This window comes from Undibacterium sp. Ji42W (assembly GCF_049340405.1).
Lineage (GTDB): Bacteria > Pseudomonadota > Gammaproteobacteria > Burkholderiales > Burkholderiaceae_D > Undibacterium.
The window spans coordinates 649,582-673,500 of sequence record NZ_JBMPOV010000002.1 but is presented as its reverse complement, the minus strand read 5'-3'; the positions used below and the strand labels follow the sequence as shown (position 1 = coordinate 673,500).

The window sequence follows — 23,919 nt, the reverse complement described above, 5'->3', positions numbered from 1 at the left end:
CCCTCTATCGTCCCCACATTCAGGTAAGGGTGGGTAATGCCCTCGACTTTCGATGTGACTTGTTTGTAAAGGGTGTTTTGCGCATACAGGGCATTCAAAATTTTCACTGCTGCCTGCAAGGCATCGATACCCGAATCAGGGATAGCTGCATGGGCCATCTTGCCATGTACGCTTACTTCCACCTGCAAGCAACCATTGTGCGCCGTGATGACCTGGTAAGAAAAACCGGCAGCGATCATCAGGTCAGGCTTGATCAGATTATGCTTGAGCATCCAGCCGGGGCCGACTTCGCCACCAAATTCTTCATCGTAAGTGAATAGCAATTCCAGTGTACCCGCTGTTGGTTTTACAACGGCTTCGAGGGCACGCAGGGCAAAAGTATAAGTCGAGAAATCACATTTGCTCACAGCCGTAGCGCGGCCATAGATATTGCCGTTTTCTATTTCACCACCGTAGGGGTTCTTGGTCCAGCCTTCGCCCGGTGGCACCACGTCACCATGGGCATTCAGCAGCACGGTCTTGCCTGGGCCATACTGGCGGCGTACCAGCAGATTCGTGATACTTTGCAGGCCAGCGTCTTTGACTTCGCTCTCTGGCACAGCATGTTTTTCTGCTGTGATCCCCATGTCTTGCAGCAGGTCGGCGGTACGCTCTGCATGCGGGGTGTTATTGCCGGGTGGGGTATCAGTTGGTACGCGCACCAGTTCTTGCAGGAATTTGACTTGCTCGTCAAAGTGATTGTCTACCCAGGCATCGAGTTGTTCGTAGTTATTCATGGCTTTGTACTTTCTTGAATTTGGCTGATTTATTTCGCACCGGCCTGGAACCAGGCACCGACGACTGCACGTTCTTCTTCCGTCATTTGCGTCATGTTCCCGATAGGCATGGCCTTGAGTTGCACGGCCTGCATATTGACCTTTACCGCATTTTGTTTGATCAGTTCTGGCGTATCGAGCTTGATACCGGCGGGTGCGGTGGCAAAGCCCGGTTGGGTCGGTGCGGCCGCATGGCAAGACACGCAACGCTGCTGGATGATGCCCTGCACTTTAGTGAACTGGGCCTTGTCTGCTTCTGCCGCCGACAAGGCCGGGTCAGGCGCTGCCACTTTGGCAGGCGGCTTGGGGGCAATCGCAATCGCCACTGCCAGCAATAAAGTCACGCCCGCCGCAGGATAAGCCCAGTTGGTAATGCCCTTGTGGCGCAGGTTGAAGAAATGACGTATCAATACGCCCGCCGCCATGATGGTCGCCAGCACCAGCCAGTTGTATTCATGGTTATAGGTCATTGCATAATGGTTGCTGATCATGATGAACAGCACAGGCAGGGTAAAGTAATTATTGTGTACGCTGCGCTGCTTGGCTTTCTGGCCGTGGATAGGGTCAGGCGATTTACCCTGCTGCATGGCTTCAACCAGTTTGCGCTGGCCGGGGATGATCAGCATCAGTACGTTACCCACCATCATCGTGCCTATCATGGCACCAACGTGGATATAGGCAGCGCGGCCACTGAGGAATTTCGACAACACAAAAGCTGTCGCCACAATGAACACGAACATGATGATGCCCAGCAAACCTTCACGCTTTCCCAGCGGTGAGCGGCACAGCAAGTCATACACCGTCCAGCCCACCAGCAGCGTACCCAAGCCTATGCCTATGGCTTGCCAGCTCGTCAGATCAGCGACGGACTTGTCTATCATCATCGCAGACGCATTGAAGTAATAGACAATAAACAGCATCGCAAAGCCAGACAGCCAGGTGGCATAAGCTTCCCATTTGAACCAGTGCAGTTCTTCCGGCAGCTCTTTGGGGGCGATCAGGTATTTTTGCGGGTGATAAAAACCACCGCCATGCACGGCCCACAATTCACCGGACACCCCCTTGTTGGCCAGTTCAGAACCGGGCTTGGGCGGGCGGATATTATTGTCCAGCCAGACGAAATAGAAAGATGCACCTATCCAGGCTATGCCAGTGATCAGGTGCAGCCAGCGGACGATCAGGTTCAGCCACTCAGTGCCATACGCAAGTAAAAAAGCTTCCATGTTTTCTCTCATGTTAGAAGCTCGTCTGCCTCCGCGGGGCTCTTCAGACGAGAGGGATAGAAAAATATCCCAAAGTGGTCGCGAACCGAAGCTCCGCTGCGACCGGTGTTATTAGAACTCATTTCATCAATAGGGTGAGATGCGTTTGCCTCATAACGTGGGCTGGCAAGGCAGACGAGGCAGTCAATAGCAGTGCTATTGATAACGAGTCCAACGCAGTCCAGCGCGCGTTATGAGGCAAACCCTCCGGGAACTGACGATTTGGGCGCATTGCAGCGTTGTGCCACTTGCAAAGGCGGACGCCTTAGCTGCGCGTCACGCCTTGCACTGCATCCCCAAATCGTCTTGTTCGCACTCATCCTATTGATGAAATGAGTTCTAAGAAATATACATTCCTATTATTCACGATGTCAGTGCTAAAAAACCACAAACTGCATCTATCTGCTGCAAATGTCTCCTATTGCCGCGGTTAGACCAAGGGCAGGAAGCGTTGGATTGTCACAGTCCAGCACTAATAACAAAAAACTTGGTGAAGTCTGGTAACGATAAACTTTTTCCCTACAAACTTCATTGAAAACGAAGTATATTAAAAATACAGATTTCGATATACGTTTGAAGACAGGCATCAGCATGGCACAACTACCCAATCATCTCGATCTGCATCTGATACGCATTTTGTATCTCTTGCTCAGTGAGAAAAACGTCTCCCGCGTGGCTTTGAAGCTTAACCAGCCCCAGCCGTCGATTTCTGCCTCGCTACGCAAACTGCGTGAGCTGACCGGCGATCAATTGCTGGTGCGTGGTGGCCGTGGCATGGTGCCTACCCCCCATGGTGAAACCCTGCTCAAGCCTGCCAAGCGCATACTCGATGAAACCGAGCTCTTGTTTGAACGCAAGGTGCCCTTCGTGGCCCAGCAAGAGAGCAAGACCTTCCACATCGCTGCGCCAGATTCCCTGCATGTGCAATTCTTGCCCAGTGTGGTGGAGCGCCTGCGCCGTGAATCACCCAGGAGCCGCATCGTCATTCATGGCCTGGGGGCGGAAGTCGATTATGTGCGCCACCTGTCTGACGGCGACCTTGACCTCGTCATCGCCAACTGGGATGAACCGCCGCAGCACCTGCACCTGTCCAAGCTGTTTGAAGACCCCATCGTCTGCGCCATGCGCGCCGACAGCCCCTATGCCAAGCGCACCGGCACTGACGACATGACGCTGGAAGACTATCTGAGCCTGCCGCATGTTGCACCTTCTCAACTCTTGTCCGGTTATCACGGCGTCATCGATGCCCATCTGGAACGTCAGCACCTGCGCCGCAACGTTGTCGTCGAGTCGGCCTACTTTGGCCTGATGCCGCATATGCTGACGCAGTCAGACATGGTGCTCACGACAGGCAAGCAATACCTGAGCTTTTATGAGAAAAGCCTGCAACTGAAGACTTTTTCCATTCCCATCAAATTCCCGCCACTGCGCTTTTACCAGCTCTGGCATGAACGCGTCCATCATTCGCCAGAACATAAATGGCTGCGTGAGCAAATCGCCCAGGCAGCCAAGTCGCTGATGTCCAAATAATCCTGAACAACGCAGGGGCTTAACTACCCCTGTAAGTCGAGTACGCCCATGGCGACACCACCAGCGGCACATGGTAATTCTGGCTGGCATCAGCCACGCCAAAAGCCAAGGTCACGCGGTCTATGAATTTGGGGCTGGGCAGATCCACGCCCTGCTTGTCGAAATAATCACCTGCGGCAAATACCAGCTCATACAGGCCGGGCTTCAGGCTGTCACCTTCCAGCAGGGGCGCGTTGCAGCGGCCATCATGGTTGGTGGTTTCTGTCTTCAGCAAGGTTTTCTCACCCGCATTGACGGCATACAACTCCACCTGCACACCCACGCCGGGTTTGCCAACGGTGATATCCAGCACATGTGTACTAAGCTTTCCCATACTGATCTCCTATATTGATGACTTGAAATGCGCTATCAGCCAAATCTTATACTGCCAGCAGTCTATCAATATACTATCGAGGATATACAGATCATGAAGACAGCAGCACATTACAGGCCAGGATTGGGCTTAAGCTTCATCATCATGCCGGGACAACACCGGTCACATTAATGAATACGTACCAATAACAGGCACAACGCCTGAGCAATTATGACGACAACTCTGGACCACCTGAACCACTGTAGCCCGCAAGACTTTGTGCACATCCTGCACGGTATCTATGAACATTCACCCTGGATACCCGAGCGGGCAGCCGTCAGCCGCCCCTTTGCCAGCATCACAGCTCTCAAGCTGGCCTTGCAAACCGTGGTCAGCCAGGCGACAGAAGCAGAACAACTGGGTCTGATCCGTGCCCACCCCGAGCTGGCAGGCAAGGCTGCCATCGCCGGAGAATTAACGGCAGAATCGACCGGTGAACAGGCCAAGGCAGGCCTGACCAATTGCAGCCCTGAAGAATTTGCGATACTGCACAAGCTCAATGCTGACTACAACAGCAAGTTTGGCTTCCCCTTCATCCTCGCCGTTAAAGGGCCGGATGGCAAGGGCTTTACGCGGGAAGCCATCATCGCCACCTTCCAGCGCCGTTTTAAAAACCAGCGTGAAGATGAACTGGCAGAATGCCTGCGCCAGATAGGCCGCATCGCTGAACTGCGCCTGAATGACTTGCTCGAACATAGCCTGCAATTTGGCAACACCATCATGCAATGGTCAGAAACCCTGGCCGCCTGGAGCGATGACGAAGATGGCTTGACTTGCGCCTATATGACACCCGCGCACCAAAAAACCGCAGAGCAACTGGCCGCCTGGATGCGCGAAGCGGGCATGCATGTGCATATCGATGCTGTCGGCAACGTCGTTGGCCGTTACCTGTCTGATGCAACCGATGCCAAGACCCTGCTGACCGGCTCCCACTATGACACCGTCTGCGATGGCGGCAAATACGATGGCCGTGAAGGCATCCTGCTCCCCATCGCTATCGTCAAGCACCTGCACGAAAGCAATGAAAAACTGCCTTTCAACTTCGAGATCATCGGTTTCTCTGAAGAAGAAGGTGTGCGTTTCAAAAGCACTTTCCTGGGCAGCAATGCCATCGTCGGCCAGTTTGACCTGGCCTTGCTGGACAAGATTGATGCTGACGGCATTAGCATGCGTGAGGCACTGACTGCCGCCGGACATGATGTCAAACAAATCCCGGCCATCGCGCGTGACCCTGCACAGATACTGGGCTATGTCGAAGTGCATATAGAACAGGGCCCGGTCTTGCTGGGCCGCGACCTGCCGGTGGGCATCGTCACTTCCATCGCGGGCAGTTGCCGCTATCAGGTGCAACTCAAAGGGGTTGCCAGCCATGCCGGCACCACACCCATGAGTATGCGCAAGGACGCCGCTGCCGCTGCCGCAGAAATCATTTTGTATGTAGAGCGGCGCTGCGCCAATGGAACATCCCTGGTAGGCACGGTCGGGCAGTTACAGGTGCCGCATGGCTCCGTCAATGTTATACCCGGCTCCTGCAATCTGTCGCTGGATATCCGTGCTGCTGACGATGCCTCCCGCGATGCTGCGGTGAATGACATCCTCGCCAACATACAAACCATCTGCCAGCGCCGCAATATTGAAGTGAATGTGGTCAAAGCCGTATCCGCCCCGGCAGCGCCTTGTGCCCCATGGCTGATGCAGCAATTGGCAGCAGCCACGCAAAGGGCAGGTTTGCCCGCCTTTGAATTGCCATCAGGCGCTGGCCATGATGCCATGGCGATAGCCAAAATGACCGATGTGGCCATGCTGTTCACCCGCTGCGGCAACGGCGGCATCAGCCACAACCCGCTGGAAACCATGAGCGCCGATGATGCAGAGGTCTCGGCACAAATCTTGCTCGATTTTTTAAGGAATTTTAAGGGTAGGGATTAAGACCAAAAAGATCACCACAGAGACACTGAGGCACAGAGAAAAGCATGAGAAAAGCAATTCAGATTCTGTGCAGATTAAGAAGTTGTTTTTTAGCCTTTCTCAGTGTTAACTCTGTGTCTCTGTGCCTCTGTGTTGAGAGGTCTTGCTTTTAAGTTTCAACATTTTATTACCAGGAATTCTGGCGCCACTTTCAGTATTGCCTGGATCAGCTTCGCAATGAAGACCTGATGCAGAACAAGGACTGAGCTTGAGCCTGCTGCCATGTTTGCGCTTGATAACGCTGCATGGTTTGAGGCGACGCAAGAATATGTCTTTACCGGCATTTTTTTACGACGCAGATCAATCCTGACGAGATGTCTCCTTCCAGTTTGTGGAGGATGCACTTCGTCAGGCAGCAGTGAAAAGCGCAGTCGGACACTATGTTTCGGCTGTATTTGTAGCCGCTCTTTGTGACGACACCATCGTCAGGAAGGCAAACCAGGAGTCATGCACATGATGCATTCTTCCCCCGTCCCGATTACCAGTCGCTTTAATTTGTAGTATGCGCATTTCCAGCCATCACTGACAAAAATTCCGTCAGAGAATCCAGCAGTGACGTGGCAAAAAACCAAACCATCAAGCAAGGAAGAGACAATGCAAACAGCGATACACCCGGTAGATGAAAAGCTACCAGCAGCAAAATTATTCACGCTGGGCATACAGCATGTGCTGGTGATGTATGCCGGGGCGATAGCCGTGCCTCTCATCATCGGCGGTGCCCTGCACCTACCCAAAGACCAGATAGCCTTCCTCATCAATGCCGATTTATTCTGTTGCGGCCTGGTGACCCTGATACAGGCGCTAGGCATCTGGAAATTTGGCATACGCATGCCTGTCATGATGGGCGTGACGTTTGCCGCAGTTGGCCCCATGGTGGCGATGGCGGGCAACCCCAACCTGGGCATACTCAGCATTTATGGGGCGGTTATCGCCTCAGGTATTTTCGGTTTGATTATCACGCCCTTCATGAGCCGGGCCGTCAGGTTTTTCCCGCCTGTCGTTACCGGCACCATCATCACGGTCATTGGCATTACCCTCATGCGTGTGGGTATTAACTGGGCCGCGGGTGGGCAACCGATGATCTTCGATGTGGCGAGCAAATCCATGCAGCCCAATCCCAACTATGGTGCGCCTGAAAACCTGGCGATTGCCTTGTTCGTGCTGGTGTCCATCATGGTCATGACACGTTATTTGCGCGGCTTTTTGGGCAATATCTCGGTCTTGCTGGGCATGGTGGCGGGCTTTGTGGTTTCACTGGTCTTGGGCAAGGTCAGTTTTGATGGTCTGGGCGAAGCAGGCTGGTTTGCCTTCATCATGCCGTTTCAATATGGCATGCCGACCTTTGACCTGGGTGCCATCATAGGTATGTGCCTGGTCATGATCGTCACGATGGTGGAATCGACAGGCATGTTCCTCGCCCTGTCTGAACTTACCGGCAAGCGCATCAGCAATGAAGAGCTGGCGAATGGCTTGCGGGCCGACAGCCTGGGCACGGTCATCGGTGGTGTCTTCAATACTTTTCCTTATACCTCGTTTTCACAAAACATAGGCCTGGTCGGTGTCACTGGTGTACGCAGCCGTTATGTCTGCGCGGCTGCGGGTGTGATCCTGGTAGCGTTTGGCATGTTCCCCAAAATGGCGCATGTGGCGGCATCGATACCTGTGTATGTACTCGGTGGTGCAGGCATCGTCATGTTTGGCATGGTAGCCGCCACCGGTATCAAGATACTCGGCAATGCGGGTCTCAATCACCAGCGCCATAACCTGTTCATCGTCGCTGTCAGCATAGGTGCAGGCATGATACCGCTGGTGGCACCGCAGTTTTTCTCGCACTTGCCGCACTGGCTGGGCACGATAGTCGATAGCGGCATCTTGCTGGCCACCATTGCGGCAGTGACGCTCAATCTGTTTTTCAACGGTCAGGGTGCTGAGTCTGACGCCAAGGCATTTGCCATGGCTGCGGCGCACAGTTCCGACCATTAATCTTTTCTGTTACTTTATTTGTTATGGCCAGCTTACTTATCAAAAATGCCCGCGTCGTCGTCACCATGGACGACACGCGCCGAGAAATCAGCAATGGTGCGGTATACATCATCGACAATATCATCGCGCAGGTGGGGTCAAGTGCAGACTTACCACACACCGCTGATGAAGTCATTGATGCGACTGACCATGTTGTCATGCCCGGCCTCATCAATACCCATCACCATATGTACCAAAGCCTGACGCGCGTCATACCTGCGGCGCAAAATGGTGAGCTGTTCAACTGGCTGACCAACCTCTATCCGGTTTGGGCCAATCTGACACCAGAGATGGTGCAGGTATCGACCCAGGCCGCCATGGCAGAACTGATCCTGTCAGGCTGCACGACCAGCAGCGACCATCTCTACATTTATCCAAATGGCTGTCAGCTTGATCACAGCCTGCAAGCCGCACAAGAGATAGGCATGCGCTTTCATGCGGCGCGTGGTTCCATGAGCGTGGGTCAGTCAAAAGGTGGCTTGCCACCAGACCGCGTGGTGGAAGATGAAGCCAGCATACTGCGCGACACCCAGCGCCTGATAGAGACTTATCACGACAGCAGCCGCCACGCCATGCAACGCATCGTCGTTGCACCCTGCTCGCCATTTTCTGTTTCACGCGATCTCATGCGTGAATCAGCAACACTGGCGCGCAGCTATGGCGTATCGCTGCATACTCACCTGGCAGAAAATGCCAATGACATCGCCTACAGCCGTGAGAAGTTCAATATGACCCCGGCAGAATATGCCGAGGATTGCGGCTGGGTAGGTCATGATGTCTGGCACGCGCACTGTGTGCAGTTGGACGATGATGGCATCTATATGTTCGCCCGCACCGGCACTGGCATTGCCCATTGCCCCTGCTCGAATATGCGCCTGGCATCCGGCATTGCACCAATACGCAAGATGCTCGATGCCGGTGTCAGTGTCGGCCTGGGTGTCGACGGTTGCGCCTCGAATGATTCCGGCCATATGCTGGGCGAAGTCAGGCAAGCCATGCTCCTGCAACGCGTTGGCTTTGGCCCTGACGCCATGACCGCCAGACAGGCGCTGGAAGTCGCCACCCTGGGTGGTGCCAAGGTACTCAACCGCGACGACATAGGGGCCCTCAAACCCGGCATGTCTGCGGACATTGTCATGTTCAACCTCAAACAGATAGGCTATGCCGGTGCCTGGCATGACCCGGTCGCGGCACTGGTCTTTTGCACGCCATCAGATGTGGCTTATAGCATCATCAATGGCCGTGTCGTGGTAAGGGAAGGGCAGATCACGTCGATAGATTTGCCACGCGTCATGGAAAAACATAATCATCTGGCTCTTCAACTGGCAGAAGCAGCAGGTTGAAGAACCTGAGAGAATCGTAAAAACATCGCTCAATTCACCCAACAAGCTGATTTGCTGCATAAATGTGAGAAAGGCTCATCTTTTATCCTGTTAAAGACGCTTTTATCGCTAAAATCATGCGCTTGTCGCGAGCAAGCCATGAGCGCCTTTTTCTCTGGCAAAGTGACAACATGACATGTCGTCATGAACAGGAGAAAACATGAAACTGAGATTTATTTTTTTATCGATACTTGCTGCAACGTCTTTATATGCGCTGGCTGCAGAATCTGTAGAAAAATTGGGGGCACCGTGGGATCTGGCTGGTGAGACGCCAAAATCCTATCAGATCGGTATAGACCGGAGTCAGACTATCAGTGGTAAGGGGAGCAAGTTTATCCGTTATGCCAATGGTGATGATCAAAGCTGGGGAACCCTGATGCAAATGATCGCGGCAGATCGGTATCTCAACAAACGTGTGCGTTTTCAAGCCAGGGTAAAAACCAAAGATGTGGATGGCTGGGCCGGTTTGTGGATGCGTATTGATACAAAGTCAAAGTCAGAATCCCCTTTTTATAATAGTGAAGACAAACCCATCAAAGGTACAACAGACTGGCAATTACGCAGCGTGGTACTGGATGTACCTGCCGATGCCAAAGCAATTGCATTTGGCGTCATTGATGACGGTAAAGGCCAGGTTTGGCTGGACGACTTGACACTGGAAGTGGTAGGCGCGGATGTACCTGTCGACAAAATGAAGCCGACCAAATCCTTGCCGACTAAACCCAGCCTATGAATCTGGCTTTGTTGAATACCCTGGCGACAGCAGGCAAGCGCCTGCTGTGGACCAGATCATCTGAAAAGAATAGCCACAGCATGCCAGACAGTGACGCTGCATCGGTAGTGTTTACTATGCTGGGCTTTTCAAGATCACAGTTCCTGCTCAGCCTATGCATGCTGGCGGGCGTGATTATGCTGGCGATAAAGTGGCACGCCCATGCCTGGCTGGGCTTGCTTGGCTTACTGGCCTTCCCTTTATGTATGACAGCATGGACTCTGCTGCTTAGTCTGCGACTGTTTAGCAAATGCCGCAACTGGCTGTGGATATGGTGTTGTCTGCTGTCGGTCACTGCATTGACAGTCTGGATGGCAGTACGCACGTATCACTGGTGGGTGGATGCTCATGAACTGCATGGTCTGAATACGTTGCAGGCTTTTGCAAGTACTATCGTGTTCAGTGGCGTATTGCTGGGATGGCCTTTGTGGCGGGTGCAGATCCAGTCACATGACTTACAGATCGCCAATTTGAAACAATTGGCGCTGGCGGCAGAGCTGAAGGCTTTGCAAGCCCAGGTCGAACCGCATTTTCTTTACAATACCCTGGCTAATAGCCGTTATCTGGCGCGTCATGACCCAGACAAGGCTGTGCAGATGCTGGACCACCTGATCGCCTACTTGCAAAGTGCCTTACCAGATTTGCGCAGCCCCATGTCTACCGTGGAAAGAGAATTTGAACTGGCAGAGCATTATCTGGCATTGATGGCCATACGTTTTGGCGAGCGTTTGAGTTTTCAGATGCATTTTTTACCAGGGTTGAATAACGCAAGTTTACCACCCATGATGCTGATGTCACTGGTGGAAAACGCCGTGCAACATGGCGTTGAATGCCAGCCGGGTCAAGTGAAAATAATGCTACGGGCGCACGAACAGGCAGGAAGTCTGTACATCACCGTCAGTGACGATGGCGCAGGACTGGAACAAAAAGTACTGGGTAGTGGCGTAGGTTTGCGCAATCTGCGCCAGCGCCTGCATGCCCTCTATGGCGACAAGGCAAGTTTTGAACTTCGCATGGAAGCCGACCAGCTCACTATGGCTGAACTGATTTTGCCGCTAAATTTGTACTCTGAACCGAACCATGAATAGTCCCGACAGAAAACCGCGCTTGATGATTGCAGATGATGAACCTTTGCTCAGGGCAGAATTGCGCGAATCGCTGGCTTTGCTATGGCCGGAAGCCGAAATCGTTGCTGAAGCCAGCGATGGTTTTGAATCACTCAGGCTGGCCAGAGAAATGTCGCCGGATGTGGCATTTCTGGATATACGCATGCCAGGCTTGAACGGCCTGGAAGTTGCCAAAGCTTTTGCGGCCCGCACCCATGTCGTCTTTGTTACTGCATTTCAGGAACATGCCATCGCCGCATTTGAAGAAGGCGCACTGGACTATGTCGTCAAACCCAGCAGCCCCGCAAGACTGGCACGCACCATCACCCGCGTGCGTGAACGCCTGGGTACGCCACCGCCTGATCTGAGCAGCTTCATGCAGAAGATACAGGACAAACCACAAAAGAAAGCACAGTCTCCAGCCTGGTTGCAGGCAGCGGTTGGCAATACCATCCACTTTATCGATCTCAGCGAAGTCATCTATTTTTGTGCTGAGCAGAAATACACGCGGGTAGTAACAGACAAATTAGAAGCGCATATACGCATTCCTTTGAAAGAGTTGGCAGATACCCTGGAAGAAGGCGGCTTCTGGCAAATCCATCGTGCTTACCTGGTCGCCGTCAAACGCATTGCCAGCGTTAATCGTGACGCTGATGCCGCACTGTGGCTGAGCCTGCGCGAACATAGTGCCCGCTTGCCAGTGAGCCAACGTTATCAATACAGATTCAAGGGAATGTGAATTGATGAGCTCTCACGCCATTCTGCTATAGTCTCAAAAAATCCCCTCCATACTGACGTGAACTCAGGTCAATTCTCTTTATTCATAAGTGCAAAAAAAAATTCCATCAAATCTAGCTGAAATTACAAAGCTGCAAAAACAGTTTTTCCATTCCCTGAAACTGGGAACAGGCAGGGCGATGTTGCTCTTGAAAGCGTATCCGCAAATAGATTTCTCTGCGCAGATACTCGCTGCCACTGTCAATAACCTTGCCTATGACAGACAATGTGAAGGCAGCAGAGCCGTATATCTGTACAGCCTGATCAGGCGATCACGTCAAAAAGATGAGCTGATTCGTACTATCATCAAAAAATTCAGCGCTAAAAAACGCAATGACTATGGTATGGATCAGCTTGGTGATCTCGTCCTGTATTTCTATCAGGATGGCATAGCCGGAGCGAAAGAGGCTTTGTTAAACAGGTTTGAAATAACTTTCAGCAATGGCTATGAGCTGTATGCGAGAGACGTGTTGCTGGAAATCAAAGGCATGGCGGGCCTGATCATGGCTGCTGAAAAAGTAGGGCAACTTCCAGAGCAAGAAAGAGCTGATTACGAAGACCGCTGGCGCGTTGATGATTTTCAAGAGATGAACAAGTCTATTGATGTCTATGCAGAATTGACCAAGGCCGCAGAAACAAACCCAGCGATAAAAAATTACCTTGATCTGATCTTGTCTGCTGAACCCAGGGAAAAATACAGGCGTAGCAAAACTATTCCTTATACAGTGGCAGAAATTGATGAGCTGATTGATGAGGCAGGTCGCTTCCCCCGCTTTTGGGCCTCGCACATTTCAGGAATAACACAGGCAGATATAGAAAAAATTGCGAGAAATTTTCTTGCCGAAAAAGACGGTGACAGAAAGTACAAATACCTGCCCTTCTTTTATCAAACGAAATTCCCTTTTGATTACGGGGTTCTGCTGAAGTTGGCAGGCGGCAGAAATGTGAAGCAAAATCGCCGGATAATGCATGCAGTGAATGCCCTCAGTCATTTCAAAGGCGATGATATCCGTGCACTTGCATTAAAAAGATTTGCCAGTGAAAAGACACCCTGGGATTACCTGAAACTGCTGATCAATAATTATCAAGCAGGTGACGAGAAAATTTTACTTGAGATCATACAACGCTCAGACAATGTACATCACATACATGAACTGGTCGCAGGCATCATTGACGTTTATGACGCCAATCCGGATATGGAATGCAAGGCACCGCTGGAGGCCATGTACTACAGCATGAATTGTGCAATGCATAGACGGAGCGTGATAGACCTGCTAAACAGAAATGGGGTCTTGTCTGAGGAAATCGTGGAAGAACTTGCCTATGATACCGATGAGGACTTACGAAAATTATCCCGAAAAATAAAACGCCAGCGCAGCGCTGCTGCCGTGATGAATTAAGCTGAACTGATCGCTTTCTGGTTCACATGCATCGAAATGCATGTGAACTCTCAGTCAGTTTGTTAACTCAAGCTGCTCAAGCCGCAATAGCAGCGCGGAGTGCATTCTTTTCCTGCTCAGTAAAGTCAAGTGTCGTCAGATCATCATTGAGCAGGACGATATGTGGTGTGCCAGTGAGCCTGACGGCCAGTGCCATATCTTCCTGATGCGGCATGAACAGAGGGCTTTCTTTTTTGCGCAAGATATGACGGAGTTTTTTCTTCGCGCCATCTATATCGGTTTCAAAAAAGACGGTGCGTTGGTTTTGTATGTCTTTGACTCTGACCATCACCGGTAGCAAGCCCGGTTTTGTTTGTATCAGGCGATTAAAGAGATGGCTTAACCAGGCCGCGTACAGGCAACCGAAAGTCACGAAACCAAACAGCAGGGTAAAAGTCAGTATCATGAAAAAACGGTTGGTGATATGTTCTGTCGCCATCGTCGTCGTGATCATGCCGGGGTAAGATCTTGATCTGACGGCCTCGGTGGACATGGATGGTTGAAAACTGACAAACCAGAAGCTGTGTTTGATCTCTTTTGTTACGGTGTCTTCCGGCGTAGGCAGGTAACGGATCTTGACATCGCAGTCGATAAAAATGACTTTGCGGCTCTTGCAGCTACCGTGAATTTCTGCGCGTTCATCGACGACAGGGTCTTTGGATACCTTGTAGTCATACAGAAAATCCGGCACCGTCATATAGATCAGGCCGACCAGGAAAAGCAGCCCGGCAATGGACAGGCCTATCAACATCAGCACCCCTTGTTTTCCGGTAGCGAGTATCTCCATGCGGCGCTTGGGGAAGGCAGCGTTGATGGATGCAAGTTGTGCTTCCGCAGTTGTGCCGCGTGTTTGAAATTGTGTTTGGGACATGTCTGGCTTTCCTGGCAGTATAAAGATACATTTGTATGTAAATTTGCAAGCGGGAAGTATCTTTAAAGCTGACAGGCCAGGGTAGGATTATTTCAAATTTTTACAATCAGATCACCAGCTTGAAACTGTGATGATCATTCGGCGACCTGCATGCCTGCTGGTAATCAAATGGAAAAATGTAAGTGTTGATAAGCTGGTCAATGAAAAGATCAGGTACTACATTTGCTGGAATAAATGTGTGTGATTGCGGCTGACCTCCAGTTTTTCTGTATGGCCTTTCAGGCCGATCAACTGGCGGCCCCGGAAATCACGGGAGACTTCTGCAATCGCAGACACACGCACCAGGGTAGAACGATGGATGCGCCAGAATTCTTTGGGGTCGAGCTCGTCTTCGAGTTCTTTCAGTGATTTGCGTATCAGGTATTCGGCCTGTTCAGTCTGTACCAGGGTATATTTTTCATCGGAGCGAAAAAACAAAACCTCTTTGGTACTGACCATGCGCAGGCTGCTGCCCACGCTGGCCTGTATCCAGCGCAGATATTCGCGCTTCTGGCTTTGCTGCTGCATTAATTGCGTCAGCATTTGCTCGACCTGTCTGGCTTGGTCGCTGGCGGTATTGCTTGCACTGGCGGGTGCGTTTTTTTCTTGCTGGCGCTGTTGTAATCTTTCTTGCAGGCGTTGGCAAGTGCCGGCCAGCCTGTCGGCTTCTACTGGTTTTAGCAAATAGTCCATGGCACCGCGCTCAAAAGCCTGTATCGCATATTCGTCATAGGCGGTCACAAACACCACCAGTGCCTGCTTGGCCAAAATGCTGGCGGCTTCTATGCCGTTTTTGCCGGGCATGCGTATGTCAAGGAAGATAATGTCGGGCTGGAGTTCTTCGGCCTGTTCTATCGCAACTATGCCATTGGCAGCTTCAGCAATGATGGATAAATCAGGCCATACTTGTTGCAGGCGCGCGCGTAACTGATCGCGCATCGGGCTTTCATCATCGACTATCATTGCTGTTGCTGCAGTTGCTAATGCTGGCATGCTGTTACCTGAAATAGGGTTGTGGAGTGAACGAGACAAGCATAATAGTCTTATTGTTTTGTGTCTACAGGCACCAGTATGCCGACGACTGCGCCGCCAGTCTGTGGTGCTTCAATAACCAGTTGTGCCTTGCCTGAATACAGTACTTTCAAACGCTCACGTATATTCGTCAGGCCCATGCCATCGTCAGCATGGATGTCAAAGCCCATGCCATTGTCGCTGACTTCGACCAGTAATTGCCCATCGACTTTCTTTGCCGTGATGCGGATATGACCGCCTGTAGTCTTGGGTTCCAGGCCATGCTTGATGGAATTTTCTACCAGGGTTTGTATCATCATCGAAGGAAAGGGCAAAAATTCCAGTTCCGATGGCAAGTCTATATCGTAAGTCAAACGCTCCTGCATGCGTGCCTGCATGATGTTCAGATAGGCGCGGCACATGTCCATTTGCTGGCCCAGCTTGCCATTACCCTTATCGCGCATTTGCGGCATGGCTGAGCGCAGGTATTTGATCAGATGCTGGTGCACGATGGTGGCTTGTGCCTGATTGGTCTCAATGAGCTGACCTATCAATGCTAGGGTATTAAACAAGAAATGCGGCTCTATCTGGGCTTGCAGGGCTGCCATCTCTGCTTCCAGCAAGCGACGCTCCAGTGCTTCAACATCGGCGCGGGTTGCGGCGGCTGTGGCGGCTATTTCTGCGCTGCGTTTGCCGCCTGCCAGGCTTTTGATAATGAAAGAAGCGAACACCAGCGCAGGCATCAGGCCACCGAGGCCCAGGGCACCACCTACTATCATGGCGACCAGCGAGATGCCCAGTAAAGATGACCAGGGCACTACTGCCAGCCAGTCAAAGAACTTCCACCAGACCACGGTCACCGTATCGGTGATATCCATGATCAGGTCGAGTACCTTGTTATCGTCGCGATGTTTCATACCAGTTCCATTCGCCGCCTGTTTTGCCAGGCAGCTTATTCAGTTTGTGGGTTGCTTGCTGCTTTGTCTTTATCAGCAAATAATTTGGCAATGATAGCGCCAAACACCAGGCCATTTGCCAATGATGATAAATGCAATATGCCGCCAGTGATCAATGCCAGCAAAGAAGTCAGCAAGAGTTTTTTCCATGATGCCTGCAATACCCAGTCAAGAGCATGGCGGCCTGCATAGACCATGGTGTCTGCCAGGTTCTTGGCAAAGTCCAGAACTGGGTTGTTGTTTATGTTGTTCATGTTATCGCTCCTGTTAGTTGTTGTTTCAACGGTGATCAAAGTGTTTTCTGTTTGAGTATGCATTTTTCTCTCCTGTCTGCCGGATGATGTTCTTCATCCATGGACGCAGAATAGCAGGCACTTTTACAAGGCAATAGCCCGCTGCGACTAACAGTAACTTGACCGGGTCTAACGGTTATTTAAGGGGATAAATGGGACTAGAAACTTGAAAGAAGCTCGCTGCATCAGTGCCAGGCAAGCTTCTTTTTAGAGTGGATTTTATGTATTACACAACATCAGCCTGTCAAAACCCAGGCCAAAACCCATGCCCTGCTGATAGCTGCCACCGCCTACCACTTGCTTCTGTGCGCCTAGAGCAGGCACAGATATTTCAAAACCAGCTTCAGTGTAATAATCCAGTCCACGTTTGACTGAGCTAGCGACTTCATAAGCACCGGTTTTCAAAGCCACCATTTGTTCAGCCATGGCCAGCAACTCTGCACGACAGGCTGGATTGTCAGGATGGATGATTTCCACACCAAACTGGAAAAATTCGCGATAGCGTCCTTCCTGTGGTTTTTCATACCGCCAGCAACGTTCGAAATACCAGAGCTTCAGATTTTTCTTTTGCTTGAAATGTTTGTCGGCGAGCAGTTGTACCGTAGCCGTAGCCTCGGGACGCAGGCACAGCTGCCTGCCCTTTTTATCCGAGAAGACATACATCTGCGACAGCACTTCCGGGCCAGCCTTGTTGACATAGATATTCGCCGGTTCCAGCGATGGCAACATGATTTCGTTAAAACCATTCGCTTCAACGATACCGATCAGGGCGTTAAGGAGACGGCGTCTTTCCTTGACTTCGTCACCCACTAAAATTCTGACACCACGGCTTTGTTCTTCTATTCTTAATTCCATATTTCACTCCATCACTGCATTGCAACATAGCTGCAGGGCGAGAGCGCTATGCCCCGCTGGCTGCAGAAACAAAAAAGCCCTCTGTGCAGGCTGAGAGGGCTTTCTTGGTGACGAGGCTTAACGTTCATCCAGGCAATAGCTCTCCCAGCCAGCGATGTGACTGATGTTGAGCTGCATACAAAACGGATGTGGAAAAAATATTCATGTCTTGAGCATAAAGTTGCTTTTGCTTAATGTCAACAGGGTAGCGAACAGAAAACAAAAAGTTTTTTTGCCGACTTAAGAAAATTCAGTCTGTTACGTCTAATTACAACTTTTCAAAACATTATTCTTTCCAATCAATGGCTTACAGCTCTAAAATTCCGCCCTGCTTAGCAAATGCCCAATTTTAGGGTTTTGTTAAAAATGATCTAGATATTTATAAAATATATTACTAATATATTTCAACCAAATCATAAACAAATTTAGTAAACACGATTTGGTTAATGCAGTATCCGGCGCTAATAAATAGAGAGTTGACGGATATTGCTAAAGGGAAGCGGAAGCAGCCGCATGCAGATGCATGTCTGCTGTTTCCACACATATGGGGGCTGGTAAAGACCTTCTTCGAATTATTCAGGCGGCGATAGCCTACAAGCTATCGGATGAAAAAGCCTGAAGGGGACGGTATTGCCTGAAACTCTTCAACAATCAGGGAGACGTATTACATGTTATATCCACATAAAATAGCAAGCATGGCGGGGCTGATGGCCCTTAGCTTCACAGGTCTGGTTCAGATGGTATATGCGGCGGATGCCGAAGACCATGCACGTTTGAAGCAAGCACCTATGCCGCATCAGAGGCAGAGTTTGCCACCAACGGCTGAACAAAAGAAATTCAATTTGCCACCAACAAATGGGGCACGCCTGGACTTGGGTATCGTCAATAAACAAAAAAATCTGATGGCACCACCACCGTCAGATGACTGTAAAAACATGGCGACACTGGCCAACTACAGTGGAGATGCATTGGCAACTTACATCGTCAATCTGCCCAGTTATGAATGTCATTACGGTTTATTTTCATTGAATGCAACAGATGCGGCGAAGGTTTACTCACCGGCAAATTTCACAGCTGTCGTGAATCGCTTTGCACAAGAAGCGACAAACTACAATGCCACCAATATGGCGCTGGTCAACCTGATCATTTACCTGCGCGCCGGTTACTACCTTGCAGGCGGCAACACGATACCAGCACCATCGTCGAATTACCTGACCAGCATGCGTGGGCCTATCAAACAACTGGTGGATGGCAATCAACTGTTCAAGACCAACACAGTTGGCCCAAGTACCGCAGCCGAGACCCTGAAGCTGGTCACCAACCTGCATGACGAAGCCTATTATCTGGGCAGTGTTAAAAACATCATCACGCGCTACACAAATACATCAGCAAATCCAGCGGCAACGGATGCCTTGAAATCATCGACTGTTGCTGATGCTTACACGGCTGCATTGACCATCCTGTTCTATGGCCACTCACGTCCGGATGCTTTACCTATATTGCGTAATGATGTGTCCTATGCGACTGCATTGAACAATTTTGTGGTGAACAACAAGGCCGCATTATTGGGCACCAGCCTTGAGTACCAACTCAGCGATACCGAGAATGAAGCCTTCCGTTTCATGCAGTATGCCAATCTTCTGCCTACGGTCAAACCCATGGTTAAGTACCAGCTCAGCAATTCGAGCATGACAGGTGCCGACAGCATGTTGTGGTTGAACGCAGCATCTGCCGTCAAGTACTATGACACAGCCAATTGCGCAGAGTATGGCACCTGCAATTACGAAACCACGCTGGCCAATACCATCCTCAAAAACAACTATACGTGCAGCCCCAGTTTGAAAATCCGTGCACAGGACATGACCACGGCGCAGTTGCAGGACTCATGCTCCATGCTGGCAACAGAGGAAAACTATTTCCACACCATGCTGCAAAGCAAACGTCAGCCAGTAGCGGGAGACAACAACACTGCGCTGGAAGTAGTGGTGTTTGACGACTATACCAATTACAGCAAATATGCCTCCATCCTGTACGGTATCGACACCAATAATGGCGGCATGTATCTGGAAGGTGATCCTAGTTCGACCACCAATCAGGCGCGTTTCATTGCGCATGAAGCATCCTGGTTGCGCCCTACATTCCAGGTCTGGAATTTGCAGCATGAATACGTCCACTATCTTGATGGCCGTTTCGACATGAAAGGTGACTTTAGTGCAGGCACTGCCAAACCTACCGTGTGGTGGATAGAAGGCATAGCCGAATACCTGTCACTGAAAAACAATAACCAGAAAGCCATAGACGCAGCAAAAGCAGGCACCTACAAGTTGAGCCAGATTTTTGGCAACACTTATTCCATGGCTGATTATGTGACGCGTGCTTATAGCTGGGGTTATATGGCTACCCGTTTCATGGTGGAAAAACACCGCAGTGATGTCGATGCAGTCATCGCCAAGTTCCGTGTCGGTGATTATGATGGCTACCAAACCTACATGGCCAATATAGGCACACGTTACGACAATGAGTTCACCGCCTGGGTTGCTGCCGCAACTACAGCAGGTGAACCACCATTGCCAGTCGATAACAGCTTGCCTGATTGCCCTGCTGGCAGCTACATGGCTAAAAATTGCGTGAAGCGTAATTTTGCTTCCAGCACCCAGGCCTACACCTACATCATGGTTCCAGCCGGTGCGAAAAACCTCAAGCTGACGACCAGTGGCGGTACGGGTGACGTGGACTTGTATGTATCCATGGACAAATACCCAAGTACAGGTATCTACGACTACGGTTCAGTCAAGAGCGGCAATGATGAAAGCGTGACCATCGCCAACCCTACGGCCAATCGCTGGTACTACATCATGCTCAACGCCAGACAGAGTTTCTCTGGTGTGAGTGTGTCAGCGACTTACGACTGATAGCAATCAACTGAAATTGCGTGAACAAGGCCGTCAAACACAGATAAGCCACCTATAAAAAGCAATTGAGTGTTGGGGCAGACATCTTGGATGTCTGCCCTTTTTTTGTCTTTGCTATAAGGCGCAAGACCCAGTCAGGCCGACCTCCTGTTTTTTTGCTATTCTTGATGCATGCCTGGATTCGCTAAGGCAAACAAAATAAACAAGTCACAGGAGATCAAGATGCATAAAAGTCGATTGGCATGTTTTGTCATTGATTGCCAGGTGGATGATATCAATCCAGGAGCAAATTTTTGGGCAGGGGCGCTGGGTTATCCCGCCGGGGATACTGATGACAAATACGTCGTTCTCGAAGCCACACCCACCGGCCCAAAAATGCTTTTGCAAAAGGTCGAACATCCCAGCCACATTCATCTCGATATAGAAACCGACAATAAGGAAGCCGAGGTCCAGCGACTGGAAAAGCTGGGTGCCAAAGTCGTCAAGATCATGGAACGCTGGATTGTCATGGAAGCACCGACGGGGCACCGGTTTTGCGTCGTCAATCCCCAGCGGTTAGATTTTCATGAGGCGGCGGATGTCAATGTTTGGCCGTGAACTGGGTATCAGTTAAGCCTGCGGCCAAATCTCGGCTATCCGCAATAGATTCGTGGAGCCCGGCTGGCCAAAAGGCACCCCCGCGGTAATAGCTATCTGTTCGCCAACTTGTGCCAGCCCCTCCAGCCAGGCGGTACGGCAGGCAGTGGCGACCAGTATGTCTTCGTTGGGTACGACATCGCTGACGCTGGAATGCACGCCCCACACCAACGCCAGGCGACGGGCGATATTTATCTTGGGGGTGATGCTGAGTATCGGTGCCATCGGCCTTTCACGAGCGGCACGCAGGCTGGTGTGGCCTGAGCTGGTATAGGTGACAGTAGCAACCGCACCGACTATTTGCGTGACTGAACGCAAGGCCGCGCAGATGGCATCGCCTTTATTGTTTTGTGGCGATTCATGCTGGGCAGCGATCATATTCTTGTATAGCGGATCACGTTCCACTTCCGAGACAATGCGGTTCATGATCTCAACCGCAGCGACCGGGTAAGCACCACTGGCAGATTCTGCCGACAGCATGACCGCATCGGCCCCATCATAAATCGCGCTGGCGACATCAGAGGCTTCGGCGCGGGTGGGCACCGGTGCGGCGATCATGGATTCCAGCATCTGGGTGGCGATGACTATAGGTTTGCCATGACTGCGGCAAACGCGCAGTATGCGCTTTTGTACACCGGGTACGCGTTCTGGCGGCAATTCCACCCCCAGGTCACCACGCGCCACCATGATGGCGTCAGACACAGTGACGATTTCTTCCAGCCTGTCGAGTGCTGCCGGTTTTTCCAGCTTGGCCAGCACGCCTGCACGCCCGGCTACCAGGGTTTTGGCTTCTTCCACATCTTCCGGCCTTTGCACAAAGGACAGGGCGATCCAGTCTGCGCCCATATTGAGTGCAAATTCCAGATCGCGCTTATCTTTTTCAGTCAGTGCCGGTATCGGCAAGACGGCATCTGGTACATTCACGCCTTTGCGGTCAGACAGTGCGCCACCGTTGATGACGCGGGTACGTATGCTGTGCGCGTCACTGTCCATGACTTGCAGGCGTAGCTTGCCGTCGTCTAGCAATAGTGCTTGCCCGGCGGTGATGACGGCAAATAATTCAGGATGTGGCAGACAGACCCGGTTTGCATCGCCGGGTGTGTTGTCGCTGTCGAGTATGAATTCCTGCCCGGCAGTGAGGATGACCCGACCCGCACTGAATTGTCCTACCCTTAGCTTCGGGCCTTGCAAATCCGCCAGGATAGCGATGGGGCGACCCAGTTCTGCCTCGATTTCACGCACGATATCGCAACGCTGTTGATGGTCGGCATGGCTGCCATGACTGAAGTTGAAACGGAATACGTCGGCGCCGGCTTCAAACAGTGCCTTGATCATTTCCCTGCTATTGCTGGCAGGGCCCAGGGTGGCGACAATTTTGGCTTTGCGGCTGCGGTTCATGGCTTGCTTTCATTTGTTTAAGGCGACAGCCATCGCGGCGCGATGCGCCGTGAGGTTTTGCTGCCTTTGAATATTTAGATTGTGTCTTACAAGATCAGGATGGCTCTGACGTCGTTGACGTTGGTGCGTGTAGGGCCGCTGACGACGAGGTCATCGAGTGCGCTGAAAAATCCATAACCATCATTGTTCTCCAGCAGGCTGCGGGCGCGTATCTGCTTTGATGCTGCTCGGGCGATTGAATCTGGCGCATACACCGCTCCGGCATTGTCTTCCGATCCGTCTATGCCATCAGTATCACAGGCGATGGCGTGGATATCTGCGTGACCATCGAGTGCGACTGCCAGACTCAGCAAGAATTCTGCATTGCGGCCGCCGCGCCCTGTGCCACGCACAGTGACCGTGGTTTCACCGCCAGAAATCAGTACGCAAGGTTTCTGAAATGGCTGGCCATGTTTGGCCACCTGCTTCGCCAGCGCAGCATGTACCAGGGCGACATCGCGGGCTTCGCCCTCTATGCTGTCCGATAGAATATAGGGCGTGATGCCTGCTGCACGCGCCGTGGCTGCGGCGGCTTCCAGTGCCTCCTGCGCAGTGGCGATGACATGATGGCTATGGCCTTCAAAACGCGCATCATCCGGTTTGGGTGTTTCACCTTTACCGCTTTCCAGGTGTTGCAAAATCTCCGCTGGAATAGCGATGTCATATTTGCGCAAGATTGCCAAAGCTTCTGCGCAAGTCGTGGCATCAGGCAGCGTGGGACCGCTGGCGATAATGCCGGGTTCGTCACCGGGCACATCGGATATCAGCAAAGTCACTACCCGTGCCGGGGCGCAAGCCAGTGCCAGGCGGCCACCCTTGATGGCTGACAAGTGCTTGCGTACACAATTCATTTCAGAAATTGCCGCGCCGCTCTTCAGCAAAGCCTTGTTGATGGCCTGTTTTTGTTCGAGGCTGATACCGTCTGCAGGCAGGGCTAGCAAGGCTGAGCCGCCACCAGAGATCAGGCAGAGTACCAGATCATCCTTGCTCAGCCCTCGCACCATGTCCAGTATGCGCGCTGCTGCCCGCTTGCCTGCTTCGTCGGGCACAGGGTGGGCGGCTTCCACCACTTCTATCTTGCGGCAGTCTGCACCGTGGCCGTAGCGTGTGACGACCAGGCCTGACAGTTCGCCCTGCCAGTGGTCTTCCACCACCTTGGCCATGGCTGCCGCGCCTTTACCGGCACCGATGACCAGCGTCCTGCCTTTTGCAGGCGGTGCTGGCAAAAAAGCAGGCAGGCATTTCTCTGCGCTGACGGCGGCGACTGCGCTGGCGTAAAGATCGAGCAAGAACTGGCGTGGGGCTAGGGTGGTCATGTCAGGGCTTTCTTAAAAACTTTGTGTTGCTTCGTTACTTTGTAGGTTGGGCTACGTTTCATCAGCCCA

The 23,919-nt window shown here is 51.7% G+C and carries 20 protein-coding genes; 10 read left to right on the top strand and 10 right to left on the bottom strand.

Going from position 1 to position 23,919, the window contains the following annotated elements; genetic code table 11:
• Together ACO0LG_RS06290 and ACO0LG_RS06285 are read right to left on the bottom strand one after the other, a co-directional pair.
• The coding region (locus ACO0LG_RS06290) for a M20/M25/M40 family metallo-hydrolase (RefSeq protein ID WP_423024404.1) at positions 1 to 776 on the bottom strand (776 nt) is incomplete at its 3' end.
• A 29-nt stretch (positions 777 to 805) separates the two neighbouring features.
• Complete coding sequence (locus ACO0LG_RS06285) at positions 806 to 2,038, bottom strand: urate hydroxylase PuuD (protein WP_423024402.1); 1,233 nt, start codon at positions 2,036 to 2,038, stop codon at positions 806 to 808.
• Between the two features lie 630 nt (positions 2,039 to 2,668).
• Between ACO0LG_RS06285 and ACO0LG_RS06280 the strand changes: the two genes are divergently transcribed.
• The gene (locus ACO0LG_RS06280; RefSeq protein ID WP_423024400.1) at positions 2,669 to 3,607 is read left to right on the top strand and encodes a LysR family transcriptional regulator; all 939 of its coding nucleotides are present in this window, start codon (positions 2,669 to 2,671) and stop codon (positions 3,605 to 3,607) included.
• Positions 3,608 to 3,626: 19 nt separating this feature from the next.
• On the opposite strand, the gene uraH is transcribed toward ACO0LG_RS06280, so the two are convergent.
• Complete coding sequence (gene uraH, locus ACO0LG_RS06275) at positions 3,627 to 3,980, bottom strand: hydroxyisourate hydrolase (protein WP_422940329.1); 354 nt, start codon at positions 3,978 to 3,980, stop codon at positions 3,627 to 3,629.
• A gap of 210 nt (positions 3,981 to 4,190) precedes the next feature.
• Here uraH and ACO0LG_RS06270 point away from each other — a divergent pair, with 210 nt between their 5' ends.
• The 7 genes from ACO0LG_RS06270 to ACO0LG_RS06240 all read left to right on the top strand — a co-directional run bounded on the left by ACO0LG_RS06270 (position 4,191) and on the right by ACO0LG_RS06240 (position 13,446).
• Positions 4,191 to 5,948 (top strand): allantoate amidohydrolase, encoded by a 1,758-nt coding sequence (locus ACO0LG_RS06270; protein WP_423024398.1) that lies wholly within the window; start codon positions 4,191 to 4,193, stop codon positions 5,946 to 5,948.
• Positions 5,949 to 6,581: 633 nt separating this feature from the next.
• On the top strand, positions 6,582 to 7,970 hold the full coding sequence (locus ACO0LG_RS06265) for a nucleobase:cation symporter-2 family protein (RefSeq protein ID WP_423024396.1): 1,389 nt from the start codon (positions 6,582 to 6,584) through the stop codon (positions 7,968 to 7,970).
• Positions 7,971 to 7,993: 23 nt separating this feature from the next.
• Complete coding sequence (locus tag ACO0LG_RS06260) at positions 7,994 to 9,352, top strand: 8-oxoguanine deaminase (protein WP_423024394.1); 1,359 nt, start codon at positions 7,994 to 7,996, stop codon at positions 9,350 to 9,352.
• A gap of 199 nt (positions 9,353 to 9,551) precedes the next feature.
• On the top strand, positions 9,552 to 10,124 hold the full coding sequence (locus tag ACO0LG_RS06255) for a transcriptional regulator (RefSeq protein WP_423024392.1): 573 nt from the start codon (positions 9,552 to 9,554) through the stop codon (positions 10,122 to 10,124).
• Entirely contained in the window at positions 10,121 to 11,251 is a 1,131-nt protein-coding gene (locus tag ACO0LG_RS06250) for a sensor histidine kinase (RefSeq protein ID WP_423024390.1), read from the top strand. Before ACO0LG_RS06255 ends, ACO0LG_RS06250 begins: the two co-directional genes overlap by 4 nt.
• Positions 11,244 to 12,008, top strand: coding sequence for a LytR/AlgR family response regulator transcription factor (locus tag ACO0LG_RS06245; protein ID WP_423024388.1), 765 nt, complete (start codon positions 11,244 to 11,246; stop codon positions 12,006 to 12,008). The genes ACO0LG_RS06250 and ACO0LG_RS06245 overlap by 8 nt, the downstream gene beginning before the upstream one ends.
• A 178-nt stretch (positions 12,009 to 12,186) precedes the next feature.
• Positions 12,187 to 13,446: a hypothetical protein gene (locus ACO0LG_RS06240; protein ID WP_423024386.1), complete on the top strand. Its 1,260-nt coding sequence runs from the start codon at positions 12,187 to 12,189 to the stop codon at positions 13,444 to 13,446.
• A 76-nt stretch (positions 13,447 to 13,522) separates the two neighbouring features.
• Here ACO0LG_RS06240 and ACO0LG_RS06235 read toward each other — a convergent pair whose 3' ends face one another.
• The 5 genes from ACO0LG_RS06235 to ACO0LG_RS06215 form a co-directional block, all read right to left on the bottom strand.
• Positions 13,523 to 14,356 (bottom strand): hypothetical protein, encoded by an 834-nt coding sequence (locus ACO0LG_RS06235; RefSeq protein ID WP_423024384.1) that lies wholly within the window; start codon positions 14,354 to 14,356, stop codon positions 13,523 to 13,525.
• A 216-nt stretch (positions 14,357 to 14,572) separates the two neighbouring features.
• Entirely contained in the window at positions 14,573 to 15,388 is an 816-nt protein-coding gene (locus tag ACO0LG_RS06230) for a LytR/AlgR family response regulator transcription factor (RefSeq protein ID WP_423024382.1), read from the bottom strand.
• A gap of 50 nt (positions 15,389 to 15,438) precedes the next feature.
• Positions 15,439 to 16,323, bottom strand: a complete 885-nt coding sequence (locus tag ACO0LG_RS06225; protein WP_423024380.1) for a sensor histidine kinase — start codon at positions 16,321 to 16,323, stop codon at positions 15,439 to 15,441.
• Between the two features lie 35 nt (positions 16,324 to 16,358).
• Complete coding sequence (locus tag ACO0LG_RS06220; RefSeq protein WP_423024378.1) at positions 16,359 to 16,616, bottom strand: hypothetical protein; 258 nt, start codon at positions 16,614 to 16,616, stop codon at positions 16,359 to 16,361.
• Between the two features lie 258 nt (positions 16,617 to 16,874).
• Complete coding sequence (locus ACO0LG_RS06215) at positions 16,875 to 17,510, bottom strand: ATP phosphoribosyltransferase regulatory subunit (protein WP_423024376.1); 636 nt, start codon at positions 17,508 to 17,510, stop codon at positions 16,875 to 16,877.
• A 707-nt stretch (positions 17,511 to 18,217) separates the two neighbouring features.
• Here ACO0LG_RS06215 and ACO0LG_RS06210 point away from each other — a divergent pair.
• Positions 18,218 to 20,461 carry a collagenase gene (locus ACO0LG_RS06210; RefSeq protein ID WP_423024374.1) on the top strand — a complete coding sequence of 748 codons (2,244 nt, stop codon included), beginning with the start codon at positions 18,218 to 18,220 and terminating at the stop codon, positions 20,459 to 20,461.
• A 222-nt stretch (positions 20,462 to 20,683) separates the two neighbouring features.
• Positions 20,684 to 21,058 carry a VOC family protein gene (locus ACO0LG_RS06205; protein ID WP_423024372.1) on the top strand — a complete coding sequence of 125 codons (375 nt, stop codon included), beginning with the start codon at positions 20,684 to 20,686 and terminating at the stop codon, positions 21,056 to 21,058.
• A 12-nt stretch (positions 21,059 to 21,070) separates the two neighbouring features.
• Here ACO0LG_RS06205 and pyk read toward each other — a convergent pair whose 3' ends face one another.
• The gene (pyk, locus tag ACO0LG_RS06200) at positions 21,071 to 22,495 is read right to left on the bottom strand and encodes a pyruvate kinase (protein ID WP_423024370.1); all 1,425 of its coding nucleotides are present in this window, start codon (positions 22,493 to 22,495) and stop codon (positions 21,071 to 21,073) included.
• Positions 22,496 to 22,581: 86 nt separating this feature from the next.
• Positions 22,582 to 23,850, bottom strand: coding sequence for a glycerate kinase type-2 family protein (locus ACO0LG_RS06195; protein WP_423024368.1), 1,269 nt, complete (start codon positions 23,848 to 23,850; stop codon positions 22,582 to 22,584).
• Positions 23,851 to 23,919 lie beyond the last annotated feature (69 nt).

Excerpts from the sequence above, each read along its gene's own strand:
- ACO0LG_RS06285 (WP_423024402.1), bottom strand. The coding sequence starts at position 2,038 with ATGGAAGCTTTTTTACTTGCGTATGGCACTGAGTGGCTGAACCTGATC.
- ACO0LG_RS06255 (WP_423024392.1), top strand. The coding sequence starts at position 9,552 with ATGAAACTGAGATTTATTTTTTTATCGATACTTGCTGCAACGTCTTTA.
- ACO0LG_RS06195 (WP_423024368.1), bottom strand. The coding sequence starts at position 23,850 with ATGACCACCCTAGCCCCACGCCAGTTCTTGCTCGATCTTTACGCCAGC.
- uraH (WP_422940329.1), bottom strand. The coding sequence starts at position 3,980 with ATGGGAAAGCTTAGTACACATGTGCTGGATATCACCGTTGGCAAACCC.
- ACO0LG_RS06235 (WP_423024384.1), bottom strand. The coding sequence starts at position 14,356 with ATGTCCCAAACACAATTTCAAACACGCGGCACAACTGCGGAAGCACAA.
- ACO0LG_RS06260 (WP_423024394.1), top strand. The coding sequence starts at position 7,994 with ATGGCCAGCTTACTTATCAAAAATGCCCGCGTCGTCGTCACCATGGAC.
- ACO0LG_RS06280 (WP_423024400.1), top strand. The coding sequence starts at position 2,669 with ATGGCACAACTACCCAATCATCTCGATCTGCATCTGATACGCATTTTG.
- ACO0LG_RS06240 (WP_423024386.1), top strand. The coding sequence starts at position 12,187 with ATGTTGCTCTTGAAAGCGTATCCGCAAATAGATTTCTCTGCGCAGATA.
- ACO0LG_RS06210 (WP_423024374.1), top strand. The coding sequence starts at position 18,218 with ATGTTATATCCACATAAAATAGCAAGCATGGCGGGGCTGATGGCCCTT.
- ACO0LG_RS06270 (WP_423024398.1), top strand. The coding sequence starts at position 4,191 with ATGACGACAACTCTGGACCACCTGAACCACTGTAGCCCGCAAGACTTT.
- ACO0LG_RS06220 (WP_423024378.1), bottom strand. The coding sequence starts at position 16,616 with ATGAACAACATAAACAACAACCCAGTTCTGGACTTTGCCAAGAACCTG.
- ACO0LG_RS06250 (WP_423024390.1), top strand. The coding sequence starts at position 10,121 with ATGAATCTGGCTTTGTTGAATACCCTGGCGACAGCAGGCAAGCGCCTG.
- pyk (WP_423024370.1), bottom strand. The coding sequence starts at position 22,495 with ATGAACCGCAGCCGCAAAGCCAAAATTGTCGCCACCCTGGGCCCTGCC.
- ACO0LG_RS06245 (WP_423024388.1), top strand. The coding sequence starts at position 11,244 with ATGAATAGTCCCGACAGAAAACCGCGCTTGATGATTGCAGATGATGAA.
- ACO0LG_RS06225 (WP_423024380.1), bottom strand. The coding sequence starts at position 16,323 with ATGAAACATCGCGACGATAACAAGGTACTCGACCTGATCATGGATATC.
- ACO0LG_RS06230 (WP_423024382.1), bottom strand. The coding sequence starts at position 15,388 with ATGCCAGCATTAGCAACTGCAGCAACAGCAATGATAGTCGATGATGAA.
- ACO0LG_RS06265 (WP_423024396.1), top strand. The coding sequence starts at position 6,582 with ATGCAAACAGCGATACACCCGGTAGATGAAAAGCTACCAGCAGCAAAA.
- ACO0LG_RS06215 (WP_423024376.1), bottom strand. The coding sequence starts at position 17,510 with ATGGAATTAAGAATAGAAGAACAAAGCCGTGGTGTCAGAATTTTAGTG.
- ACO0LG_RS06205 (WP_423024372.1), top strand. The coding sequence starts at position 20,684 with ATGCATAAAAGTCGATTGGCATGTTTTGTCATTGATTGCCAGGTGGAT.